The sequence below is a fragment of the Bacillus sp. FSL R9-9410 genome (genome assembly GCF_038050385.1).
Classification (GTDB): Bacteria; Bacillota; Bacilli; order Bacillales; family Bacillaceae_G; genus Bacillus_A; species Bacillus_A cereus_U.
Map to the genome: position 1 here is coordinate 4,077,847 of NZ_JBBOTV010000001.1, position 12,252 is coordinate 4,090,098.

Consider the following 12,252-nt stretch of genomic DNA (forward strand, 5'->3'; position numbering starts at 1 on the left):
GCAGTAACTGAGGTTTTAATAAATGGTAAACAAGTTGCAATGGAATTAAACAAATAGTGAAGAAACATAAATAATTCTACACTTCTTCATTATTTTGATTTCTTATCTCAAAAAAAGCAGTGCCTTTTTAAGGCGCTGCTTTTGACTATTTATAACTTGGCATTTTCGTAATTTGTGCCACACCTGAATCAATGGCTGCTTTCGCTACTGCTTCTGCAACATTTGGAACAACTCTTTTATCTAATGGATTTGGAATGACATAATTCGCATTACGCTCTTCGTCCGTAATGATGTTAGCGATCCCATATGCTGCCGCTAATTTCATCTCTTCTGTAATATCAGTCGCGCGTACGTCTAATGCACCACGGAATATACCAGGGAACGCTAATACATTATTTACTTGATTTGAATAATCAGAACGACCAGTTCCAACTACAGCAGCTCCAGCTTCTAATGCATCTTCTGGGAATATTTCTGGAATTGGATTCGCCATTGCAAACACAATCGCTTTCTCATTCATCGTCTGTACAAGTTCTTTCGTTAATACGTTAGGAGCAGATACGCCAATGAAAATATCAGCCTGATGAATCGCTTCTTTTAATGTTCCACGTACATATTCGCGATTTGTCTTCTTTGAAACTTCGATTTGTGCTTCGTTCATCCATGTTTCACCTTCACAAACAATACCTTCTAAGCTAACTAACGTAATATGTTTTGCGCCAGCTTTTAATAATAATTTTCCAATTGCAATTCCTGCCGAACCCGCACCGTTAATAACAATTTTCACATCATCCATTTGTTTACTTACAACTTTTAATGCATTAATAACAGCTGCTAAAACGACAATAGCCGTCCCATGCTGATCATCATGAAATACAGGAATATTCGTTTCTGCTTTTAATCGTTTTTCAATTTCAAAACAGCGTGGTGCTGCAATATCCTCTAAATTAATACCTGCAAATGTAGGCTCTAGATTTTTCACAAGGGTAACGATTTCATCCACATCAGTCGTACCTAAACATAACGGGAAAGCATCTACATTCGCAAATTTCTTAAATAAAATACTTTTCCCTTCCATAACAGGCATAGCCGCTTTCGGTCCAATATTCCCTAAACCAAGTACTGCAGTTCCATCTGAAACAACTGCAACCATATTACCACGTGCTGTATAGTCATAAGCTGTTTCCTCATCTGCCGCAATTGCTTTACAAGACTCTGCTACCCCCGGTGTATAAGTCAAACTTAAATCGTCCGCTGTATTCACTTCTACTTTACTTGTAATTTCAATTTTCCCTACTAACTCTTTATGCAATAACAATGATCTTTCATTAATTTGTTTTTCTAACATACTTATAATCTCCCCTTAATTTGACAAGCTAGCTATATGAATATAGCTAGCTTGTTTGATCATGAAAACATTTTTAATAAAATTGTCGCTGTTACGACCATTGCAGCCCCACCTAAACGCGTTGAAATTTGTGCGAACGGCATTAATTCCATACGATTTGAAGCTGATAAAATAGCAACATCTCCAGTTCCACCTAAACCACTATGACATCCAGTTACAATCGCTGATTCAACTGGATACATTTTCATCACTTTCCCTACAAGAAAACCTGACGCTACCATTGTAAGAACAACCGATGCGCACACAACAACATATCCTACCGAAAGAACTGCTGCTACGTCTTTTAACGGAATATATAGCAATCCTAAACCGACCATTAACGGCCAAGTTAAATTCTTTGAAATAAATTTATATAAATGGAATGCTCCTTGCTCCATTTTTGCTGGCATTAATTTAAAGTATTTCACAAGTGCTGCTGAGAAAATCATAATGATTGCCCCAGGAATACCGATGAACTTAGAAGCAAATCCTCCGAAGATGAAGAACGTACATGCAATTAATAAACCTGCTCCCATTAATGAGAAGTCAATTGGCTTCTCTGTATTTTGTTCTTTTAATAAATCTGCTTGATTGTCTGTTTTCACTAATACACCGTTACCACTAAGCTCCGGTTTCTTCTCACCTAAACGCTTCATATACCCTGCACTCACGATTGCAAACATATTCCCAATAATAGCTGCCGGAATAAGCTGTGATACAAATGTTGCTGATGATTCATTTAAAATATCACTGTAAGCTAGCGACAATGGTAAAATCCCTTCCCCGATACCACCACTCACAATTGGTACGATGATAAAGAAGAATGTCTGCTTCATTTCAAATCCAAATAGTGAACCGACTAATAAGCCTACTGCTATAGAAGCTAACGTCCCTACTACTAAAGGAATAAACATACGAACGAAACCTTGTACTAATACTTTACGGTTCATTCCTAAAATACTTCCAACTACTAAACAAGAAATATATAAATACAAAAAGTTCGATTTTTTCATTAACATAGTCGCAGCTTCCATTGAAGCTGGATTCATCCAGTTAAAAAATACAAGTAACGATGGAATAAATAATGAGAGAATTGCTGGACCACCGATATTTTTTAAAATTGGAATTCTCATCCCAATGTCACCTAAGAAAATACCCATAATCATAATAACTGCAAATCCACCAATCATATCTGCTGGCAACTTATTATATACAGATGCCCCATAAATAATGGCAGCCAATACTACATATAACGGTAAAGGTATTACACCGATTTTTACATTCATAATTTTAGAAACGAACGATTCTCTTTGTACCTCATTCCCCTCAGAAAATGATACCGCTTCCACATTCTTTTGAATTCCCATATGGCACCCCCTTGTTTTCTTAATAACAATATTAAAACGCTTTCAATAGTAAAAATAGTTTTTGTAAGTTTTGTAACTACTTTTGTAATTAAAAAAAGTATAAGCGACCTATAATAAGTCGCTTATACGTAAAAGTCTATTTTGTTTTGATCAATGCACCTTAATTTACTTACCGGCCTTCCCACATGTTGATATACCATTTCATTCTCTAAAACTCCAATTTCAGTCAAAAACATTACATACTTTCGAATAGAAACTCTTGAAACCCCTACTAATTTCGCCATTTCATCTGTTGTAAATGCTTGTCCGTGAAGCGATTTGATTTGCTGCCAAATTAGTTGCAATGTTTGCTTTGTTAATCCTTTCGGAAGCTCTTTATAGTCAAAGGACTCTCTTTTTTCTTTTTGTAAAATTAGCGAATCTAATTCCGATTGACTAATTTTTTGTTGTTCTTTCATGAAAGTAAATTTTTCTCGATACACAGTTAATGCTTCCTTAAAGCGTTCAAATGTAAATGGTTTAATTAGATAGTCTACAACCCCGTATTGTAATGCTTTTTTGATACTTCCCATATCATGCACAGCTGAAATCATCATAATATCAATTTCTTTTTCTTGATTTCGAATATACATTAACAGCTCAAATCCAGTCTCCTCAGGCATAAAAATATCAAGTAATATGAAGTCTACTCGTGACTTCTCTAATACTTCTATCGCTTCTTTAACTGAGTTGACTGCATGGACAAGTTCAAACCCTCCCACTTGCTCTAAATAATGCGTATTTAACATCGCAACCATCGGATCATCTTCTACAATCAAAACTTTGATCATCTTATCTCTCATCCCTACTTTTAGGTATTTCAATCGTTATTGTCGTTCCCGTTCCTAACAATGAATGAACATGAATTTCCCCATTTATTCGCTGTATGCTTTCCTTTACAAGATGCAAACCATACCCCCGATTATCACCCTTTGTGGAATAACCTTTTATAAATAATGCATCAATTTCATCTTCTTTTATGCCTTTCCCTGTATCTTGTACTGTAATAATTAATGTATCCCCATATTGTATTCCAACTTCAACCTGTTTCTTCTCACAGTTCGTCACTGCGTCTAATGCATTATTAATTAAATTTCCGACAATGGTGATCAGTTCATGAATGATACGCTCATCATATATTTCTGGTAAATAAGAATCTTTTTTTATAATTAACTTTATATTTTTCTCTCTAGCATAGCTAAGTTTACCTAATAAAAAACCAGCAAATACTGGGCTTTGAATTTTTTTCATAATCCCCCCAATTTCATATTGATGCTCTGATACCATACTACTTACATATTTCTGCAATTCTTCATACTGTTTCATATGTGTTAGCCCTAATACGACATGCATTTTATTCATAAATTCATGAGATTGAGCCCGTAATGCTTCCGCATATAGCCTAATACCAGTTAATTCTTCTGCCAATTTTCTGATTTCTGTTTTATCACGAAATGTTGCAATCGCACCAACTATTTCTCCTTTTACATATAAAGGAACACGATTCGTAACAATCGTAATTCCATAAATATTTTGTTCTTCGTTTAATTGTACCTCTCCTGTTTGCAACACTTCTTTTATACGTGAATTCGGCATATACAATTCAACAGATTTACCAATAAAATCCTCTTTAAGTCCGCTTTTCTTAAATATCCGTTTTGCTTCATTATTAATTAACGTTACCTTTGCCTCTTTATCTACGGCAATAATACCTTCTTTTACTGATTGTAACATCGTATTTCTTTCTTCAAGAATTTTCGCTATCCTGTGCGGTTCCAGACCAAACAGACTCTTCTTTATATGTCTAGCTAGCAATATCGCTCCTATAATGCCAATTAACAATCCAACTCCGACACCAATATAAATAATATGTCTACTTTCCTTAACTCTCTCTTTTACATTATCTGCTGAAATACCAACAGCAACCGCACCAAGCTGTTCACCTGTGTCAGCAAAAACAGGAACGAATACTCGCATTGAAATCCCTAAAGTTCCTTCTGCTAAAGATACGTGTTCCTTTCCCTTCAATACCGTTCCTTCATCCCCTCCAACGAAATGATGACCTATTTTTTGGGGATTTGGATGAGATTTTCTTATCCCATCCATGTCCATAACGACAATAAATTGAACACCTGTATTTTTTAATATCCTATTTGTATACGTTTGGATGGCGGACGTATCTGCTTTCCCAATTAAACCATCGATTACCACCGAATCATTCGCTACAATATGTGCAATCGTTTTTGCCTTCTCTGCTTGGCTTTCTTCTGTCGTTCGTTCAACATTATGGCTGATTAAAATATCTGTCACAAGTAAAGAAAAAATGACAACGGTACACACTAATAATGTAATCGTTTTCCATAAATTCCATAGTCTTTTTCTTTTTTTCATCCCGTTAATGACTCCCCTAATTGCTGAATAGAAAAATAAGTAAGGTGATATCATTTTCACCTTACTTATTTGCTGTTATTATACTTTAAATTTACTAGTCATTGCTTGTAGTTCTTCTGCCATCTCAGCTAAGTTTTGCGAAGCCGAACTAATTTCTTCCATCGAATTCACTTGTTCTTCTGTTGAAGCTGCAACACTTTGCATACTGGCTGTATTTTCTTCTGCCGCCGCTGCAATTTCATCAATAGCATTTGTTACTTCGTTTGCATCTCCAGCTATACTCTTCGTTGTTTCTACCATTTGATTAACTTGAGAAACAATTTGAGTAGTAGAATTTAAAATTTCTGCAAAACTTACTTTCGTTTTCGTTACAACCTCTAAACCATATTGGACTTCTTCACTAACATCATCCATCGCCTTAACAGTATGTTCAATACCAGCCTTAATTTCTGTAATTAAATTTGCAATCTCTCCAGATGATTCTCCTGATTGCTCTGCTAATTTTCTAACCTCATCTGCTACAATAGCAAATCCTCGTCCCTGTTCACCAGCTCTTGCTGCTTCAATAGCCGCATTTAAAGCTAATAAGTTCGTTTGAGTAGCGATGGTTTGAATTGCTTCAGAAATAGCCCCTACCTGCTTTGATTTCTCATCAAGAAGTTTAATAATAGCATCTGACTGGGATACCGACCTAGAAATAGACTGCATTTGTTTTGCGGTTTGTTCAACCAATTCTTCTCCCTCTTCAGCTCTTTCTCTCGCATGTAATGAGGAGATGGAAATTGACTCCGCGCTTCCAGTTACATCTTGAATTGCTATATTTACTTGTTGTAATGTAGCCGCACCTTCTTCAACACCTTGGCTTTGTGATTCAGCCCCACCTGATACTTGTTCCATTGCAATTGTAATTTGATCTGTCGCATCATTCGCTTGCTGTACGCTCGCTGTTAACTCTTCTGCCGATGCTGCAACATGTTCTGCTGAAAAGCTAATTTGGGTAATCACATCTTGTAAAGAGGTAGACATTTCATTAAATGAATCCCCTAATTTTCCTATATCATCCTTGGAGTAAATAGTAATTTTTTCTGTCAAATCCCCCTTACTAATCTTATGTGCCGAATCAGCTATTTTTCGTAATGGCCTTGTAATAGAATTTGTAATGAAATAAATTAATACACTACCAAATGCAATAGCGATGGTAATGACAATCAAAGTTTTATAAAACACTGGATTCGCAGCTTGGGTAATTTCTTCGTCAAACATAACTCCAACTATCTTCCATCCTGTTTTCTCATTTGTTGCAAAGATTAAATTCTTTTTATCAGCTTGTTCTGTATAAGATACATTTCCTTGTTTGTCTTCATAAATTGGTTTAATCCAAGGCTCAGTAACCTTTGAACCCGGTTTTCTAGACGGATGACTAACAATTTGCTTATTTTGATCTAAAATAACTGCATAGCCTTTTTCACCAATGTTAATCATTTTTGAAACCTTTAGGATGTTATCCAAATTCAAGTTAATCCCTATAACACCTTTACCATCTTTTACTTCCTTAGCAATTGTCACTACCATATTTTTTGTAGATGCTGATTGATACGGTGCGGTAACAATTACCTTTCCTTTATTTTCATGCGCTTCTTTATACCACGATCTATCTGTTGGATTATAGCCATCAGACATTTGAATAAATGGTTCTCTTATAAACTTTCCCGTCTGCGTTCCAATATAAATACCTTCTACTTCTGGATGAAGCTTTATATATTGTGCTAACTTCGTTCTTACTATTTCTTCTTGTCCATTTGGATATGTATCCTCTGTTAAGATGTCTGCAAAGTACGACGCATCAACAAATTTCTCTTCTATATTTTGAGAAATAACAGTATTTAAAACTGAAATATTCTCCTTTGCTTTATCTGTCATTTGATGTTCAAAATTTGTTTTGGCAGTTTGATATGAAACACCACCGATAATAAGTCCTGGTATAGTTAAAATAATAAAAAATGAAATGATTAATTTTTTATTGATACTCATACTTTTAACCCAATTGAATATATTTTGCATAATAAACCTCCTTTATGTAATGTAGAACACTTGTGTAATTTTATACAATCAACATATATAAAACAACATATAATGATAATATGTAATTTTTTTCGTCAATTATGCATTTTACATATTCACTTCCCCTAAACATTTTAATCATAAAAAACAAGAGAACTTTAGCATATATAATAAGCTAAAGTTCTCTTATTTCTTAACAGCTTCTCTTCAAAAAAAATCTACAAAACTTCTCTTACAATTCCTTAAATCTTTATCCTTCACCTTATAGTTATATAGTTCATGCTCTTCTTCCTAATTTATTTGGAGTTATTTACATAGCTAATTGCCTGACTCCCCATCTGCACCCATGCCTGTTCAAAGTTTCCTCTTGGCACTTTTACATCTAAGCTATCATCGAGGGGATCTCGAATATATACAGATTCCTTATCGTACCCAACAAGTACAACACAATGTTCATTATACGTAATAGAAACATCCCCACTATTTGTTTCCCATGTAGTAAATTCATCTTCATCTAAAGGAGCATATGTTGCATTCGTAATCATGACTACCGGTTGCCCTGCTTTTACACTCTTATAAATTTCTTCTATACTCTTCCCTGTTAAGTCCACAGCTTTATTAGGTAAATATTTTTTCGCTAACTGAAAAAGCGGTCCATGATATACACCGTATCCAGATTCAGAAAAAGTATAAATATTCCCTACAAACCCTTCATTCGGATTCCCACGTACACCATCTTCCATAAAATTAACTTTTTTTATTTCATTTGCTAATTGCATCTTATCTACAGAAACACCCGCATATTGTAACATCATCGCTAAGCTTGTCACTTCGCAGCCTCTCTCTAACTCTGGTAATTGCTGAATTAAAGGCACATTTGACAAGATGACCTTTTCATCGTTATTACTAAACTCCGTTCGTTTTCCGCTTTGTATATTGAAGAATGTTAACTTCTCTACATACTTTGTAATTCCATTTGTATATACACCCCAAATTACTATACATAGTACAGCCATACATATATACCACTTCCATTTTCGTATCACTTTCACGCCCTTTTTAATTCGTTAAATACAAATAAAACGCATCAGCATCTGTTTGAATCATCGGTACAAATTTTAGTTCGTTTCCTTTTTCAGGTTGTTCTCGTTTTATTTTTTCCGCTAGCTCTTGAATGCCTATATTCGTTCTATCCATATTAAGCTCATCTGCCATTTCTACTACTTTTTGTTCATTAATTTCTCTTAATACTTGATATATATCTTTGCCGTATAAATCAATATGATATTTTTTTGCTTCTCCCTGCACTTTTTGTTCGTACACTTCTTGTGCTAAATCTTCCATCTCTTTTCCTTTTTGAGAAATACCTAACTTTCCTGCTTCTTCTCTTACTTTCGTTCCATAGATTTCTTCCGCAATGTCTTCTATTTCTTTTCCATTTGTCGAAATACCTAATTTATCCGCTTCATCATTAATTTTAATCGTATTAATTTGAGTAATCAAATTCACAATCGATGTATTATCTATAGATATGCCTAATTTTGACGCTTCTTGCTTCACTTTTGTTTCATAGATTTCTTCTGAAAGAGTTCCGACATCTTTTCCTTCCGTCGAAATACCTAATTGTTCTGCTTCTCTTCCTACCTCAGTCTCATGAATTTCTTTTTCTAACGTAATTTGTTCTTTCCCATCCGTTTCAATGCCTAGCTTTTCTGCCTTTTCTTCTGTATGCATTGCATGTATTTTCCCATCATTTAATTGTTCTTTACTACGCTGCGTGTAATCTGTCTTTCCTTTTGTCGTTCCAGAAGGAGAGGCCCCCCCTAATATACTTAAACTCATTACTCCAATAGCACATACCATCATCATCTTCTTTTTCAAGCCTTCGTCCTCCTTCTCACGCTTTCTTTTTCCATCTTTCCCATAATTTTTTCAATACTATACATCAACTTCATCACTGTTAGAAATAACAGTATGATTCATCTAATTCATTCAAAAACATCTACTCCAGCGTCTCTTTCTATTACAAGTTTCCATGATGTAATACATGATACAAGTTGTTCCTTAACTTTCCCTTAAAAAAAGACGACCTTGTAAAAAACAAGGTCGCCTTCTCACTTATAATCTTTGGTTTTTAGGAAAAATCACTTCAAAACAAGTGCCCTCTCCCCATTTGCTCCCTACCGATATTTTCCCATAATGCTTTTCTACAATCCAATTAGCGATTGAAAGACCTAACCCCGCTCCTTCTGATGGACTTCTCGCTTTATCTCCTTGATAAAAACGATCAAATAACTTTGGAATATCCCCTTCTTTAACTCCTATCCCGTCATCTTTCACCTGTATGCAAATTGAACTACTCGTTTGCGTGCAAGCAATTTGAATATGCCCGCCTTCATTCGTATACTTCATCGCATTATCTAACAATATGACCATCAATTGATGGATTCTCTCTCTATCGCCAATAAATGATACGTCACGTTCTACTTTTAATATCATCTCTTTTTTTTGATAAGAAGCAATCTCCTTATATGGATCTACTATTTCTTCTAACAATTTACCCATTTCAAATGTTTTCTTATCCACCTCGATTTGATTAGAATCCGAACGTGCTAACAATAATAAATTAGCTACGAGCTTCGATAACCGTCTACACTCCTTTGAAATCGTAGAAATATCCAGCGCTTTTTCTTCTATCGTCGCAGATGGTGATTGAAATAATATATCTGTTTTTGATTGAATAACCGCAAGTGGTGTTCTTAATTCATGTGATGCATCAGAAACGAACTGCTGCTGTTTCTCCCATGAATTTTGAATGGGTACGAGTGCCCTCCCAGCTAAGAAAAAGCCGATTCCTATTGCACATACACTTCCTACGCTACAACCTATAACAAGAATTAAAAATAAAGTATTTAACATTTCTTCTTCAGCTGTTATATCGCGTACGATTTGAACTATTTTCCCATCTTTTTGAAACGCGAACGTTCTAAAATATAGCCCTTGCACTTCAATATCTTGCAAAGATCCTAATTTTTTTGGAGAAAACTTTTCCAAATTGTCTTCAAAGATAAAACGGCGTTTGCCGTTTTCGCCACCTATCTCCACTCTGTTTCCACTCCAAGTTAACTCTATTATCCTTGGATCCCCAATTGGGAGATATCCCCTAATTTTTTTAGGTAGTTTTTTATCATCTGAAATCTCTCTATGCTGAACCATTTTTTCTATGGATGTATCTACTTCATTATAAATGCGCTTATATGTGTATGAATAAATAATACTCCCTAATACTCCTATTAATAGGATAAATACTAATGAGTTTACTATAGTCAGACGAATACGTGTTTTTTGAAACATACTTCCCTTTTTCATTGGTCTTTTAATATATATCCAATACCACGAACAGTTTGAATATCTTTCTGATAACCGAATGGCTCTAATTTTTTACGTAAGTGATGAACATACACTTCTACGATAGCTACTGTTGTATCTGAATCAAATCCCCAAACACGATCAAAAATTTGTTCACGCATTAAAATTTTACCGCTATTTTGAACGAGGTACTCTAGAAGTTCATACTGCTTTAAGGTCAACTTAATTCCTTGTCCATCAACTTGTGCGTCTTTGTCTTTTCCAAACAATTCGATTCCTTTATAACAAATTGTCTGCTTTGTTGTTAAACTACCACTTCGTCTTAATAGAGCACGAATTCTCGCTTTTAGTTCCGGTGCTTGAAACGGCTTAACTAGATAATCATCCCCGCCAAAATCTAAGCCTTTAACTCGATCCTCCAAAGAATCTTTCGCTGTTAAAAATAAAACTGGCGTTTCAATCTTTTCATCTCGTATTTTTTGGATAACTTCAAATCCATCCATTTCTGGCATCATGACATCAAGTAATATTGCATCATATATATTTTGTAATGCTAAAAATAAACCGTCTTCCCCATTCATTGCCGTGTCCACTTCAAATTCATCACGTAAAATTTGTACTATAGACTCCAATAAAGAAGCATTATCTTCTACTACAAGTAAGCGCATATTCTCACCTTCCACAATATAGTTCAATTCTATTTATTATTATATTTCTTCTCTTCCTAACGAGAGAATGTAATAATATCATGTAATTCCATTCCCACATATCCCCTGCTGAATTTTTGCTCGATAGAGAATTTTAAACCTTTATTATAAAAGCTCTTTCTTAAATTTCGCTTAATAAAAAATTGAAAGAAATAAGATTGCCCTTATCTCTTTCAATTTTTTACTACATACACCTTTTTACTCGGCAACTCCAAACAATTTAACTGACCACCATACACAGCCCCGCCATCAATTCCAATAATACGATTACTACCAAAATACACTCCGAAATTCTCACTACCATGAAGCGTTTTTGTTTCCGTATGGCCAAATACAACAACCTTTTCGCCACTATACCCACTATGAAACTCATTACGGATCCACATTAACGTGTACGGTTCAGATTCAGAAACTTGTTTCATTGGCTCAACACCAGCATGTACAAAGATATACTCTTCTGTTTCAATGTAATGATCTAATTCTTTAATAAACTTTACATGTTCCCCTAATACATGAGATTGTAAAATCGGCTTTTGGAAGTCCTCCTCATTAACCGCAATGTCTTCTTCTACGAATCCATAGCTATATAATGTTTTATCCCCACCATTGCTTTTTACCCAATGGTTCCATGAACGTTCCTCATCTGTCGTGAACGCCTTAATCATCATATCTTCATGATTTCCCTTTAAAACGAACGCTCCTTCTTCTTTTAACTCTTTTACCTTTTCAATGACAGCACTTGCATTCGGGCCACGATCTACATAATCCCCCAACAAAATTAGTTGATCCTGTCTTGCATCGTATTGAGCTTCTTCCAATAACTGTTCGAACTTTTCTATTTCTCCATGAATATCACTAATAACAAGTATTCTCTTCATTTCTTCTCCTTCTTTCTAAACCATTCTCTTTCTAATTATAGATTAAAATGAAG

At 34.8% G+C, this 12,252-nt stretch carries 10 protein-coding genes; all 10 read right to left on the reverse strand.

The features are described from left to right. Positions 1-145 precede the first annotated feature (145 nt). A complete protein-coding gene (locus tag MKX77_RS21235) occupies positions 146-1,348 on the reverse strand; it encodes an NAD(P)-dependent malic enzyme (RefSeq protein ID WP_341307732.1) in 1,203 nt (400 codons plus the stop codon). Between the two features lie 59 nt (positions 1,349-1,407). Continuing rightward, entirely contained in the window at positions 1,408-2,754 is a 1,347-nt protein-coding gene (locus MKX77_RS21240) for a 2-hydroxycarboxylate transporter family protein (protein ID WP_199674512.1), read from the reverse strand. Between the two features lie 122 nt (positions 2,755-2,876). Beyond that, positions 2,877-3,584 carry a response regulator gene (locus tag MKX77_RS21245; RefSeq protein ID WP_078180324.1) on the reverse strand — a complete coding sequence of 236 codons (708 nt, stop codon included), beginning with the start codon at positions 3,582-3,584 and terminating at the stop codon, positions 2,877-2,879. A 1-nt stretch (position 3,585) separates the two neighbouring features. Further along, on the reverse strand, positions 3,586-5,184 hold the full coding sequence (locus MKX77_RS21250; protein WP_341307733.1) for a sensor histidine kinase: 1,599 nt from the start codon (positions 5,182-5,184) through the stop codon (positions 3,586-3,588). 78 nt (positions 5,185-5,262) lie between these two features. Beyond that, positions 5,263-7,245 carry a methyl-accepting chemotaxis protein gene (locus MKX77_RS21255; RefSeq protein WP_341307734.1) on the reverse strand — a complete coding sequence of 661 codons (1,983 nt, stop codon included), beginning with the start codon at positions 7,243-7,245 and terminating at the stop codon, positions 5,263-5,265. A gap of 296 nt (positions 7,246-7,541) precedes the next feature. Then, on the reverse strand, positions 7,542-8,261 hold the full coding sequence (locus MKX77_RS21260; protein WP_341307735.1) for a C39 family peptidase: 720 nt from the start codon (positions 8,259-8,261) through the stop codon (positions 7,542-7,544). A gap of 43 nt (positions 8,262-8,304) precedes the next feature. Then, complete coding sequence (locus MKX77_RS21265; protein WP_341307736.1) at positions 8,305-9,126, reverse strand: transporter; 822 nt, start codon at positions 9,124-9,126, stop codon at positions 8,305-8,307. Between the two features lie 237 nt (positions 9,127-9,363). Then, positions 9,364-10,599 (reverse strand): sensor histidine kinase, encoded by a 1,236-nt coding sequence (locus MKX77_RS21270; protein WP_215555176.1) that lies wholly within the window; start codon positions 10,597-10,599, stop codon positions 9,364-9,366. Between the two features lie 11 nt (positions 10,600-10,610). Continuing rightward, on the reverse strand, positions 10,611-11,282 hold the full coding sequence (locus tag MKX77_RS21275; RefSeq protein ID WP_215555175.1) for a response regulator transcription factor: 672 nt from the start codon (positions 11,280-11,282) through the stop codon (positions 10,611-10,613). Between the two features lie 212 nt (positions 11,283-11,494). Next, positions 11,495-12,199: a metallophosphoesterase family protein gene (locus tag MKX77_RS21280; protein WP_341307737.1), complete on the reverse strand. Its 705-nt coding sequence runs from the start codon at positions 12,197-12,199 to the stop codon at positions 11,495-11,497. Positions 12,200-12,252 lie beyond the last annotated feature (53 nt).

Excerpts from the sequence above, each read along its gene's own strand:
- MKX77_RS21235 (WP_341307732.1), bottom strand. The coding sequence starts at position 1,348 with ATGTTAGAAAAACAAATTAATGAAAGATCATTGTTATTGCATAAAGAG.
- MKX77_RS21240 (WP_199674512.1), bottom strand. The coding sequence starts at position 2,754 with ATGGGAATTCAAAAGAATGTGGAAGCGGTATCATTTTCTGAGGGGAAT.
- MKX77_RS21245 (WP_078180324.1), bottom strand. The coding sequence starts at position 3,584 with ATGATCAAAGTTTTGATTGTAGAAGATGATCCGATGGTTGCGATGTTA.
- MKX77_RS21250 (WP_341307733.1), bottom strand. The coding sequence starts at position 5,184 with ATGAAAAAAAGAAAAAGACTATGGAATTTATGGAAAACGATTACATTA.
- MKX77_RS21255 (WP_341307734.1), bottom strand. The coding sequence starts at position 7,245 with ATGCAAAATATATTCAATTGGGTTAAAAGTATGAGTATCAATAAAAAA.
- MKX77_RS21260 (WP_341307735.1), bottom strand. The coding sequence starts at position 8,261 with ATGGCTGTACTATGTATAGTAATTTGGGGTGTATATACAAATGGAATT.
- MKX77_RS21270 (WP_215555176.1), bottom strand. The coding sequence starts at position 10,599 with ATGTTTCAAAAAACACGTATTCGTCTGACTATAGTAAACTCATTAGTA.
- MKX77_RS21275 (WP_215555175.1), bottom strand. The coding sequence starts at position 11,282 with ATGCGCTTACTTGTAGTAGAAGATAATGCTTCTTTATTGGAGTCTATA.
- MKX77_RS21280 (WP_341307737.1), bottom strand. The coding sequence starts at position 12,199 with ATGAAGAGAATACTTGTTATTAGTGATATTCATGGAGAAATAGAAAAG.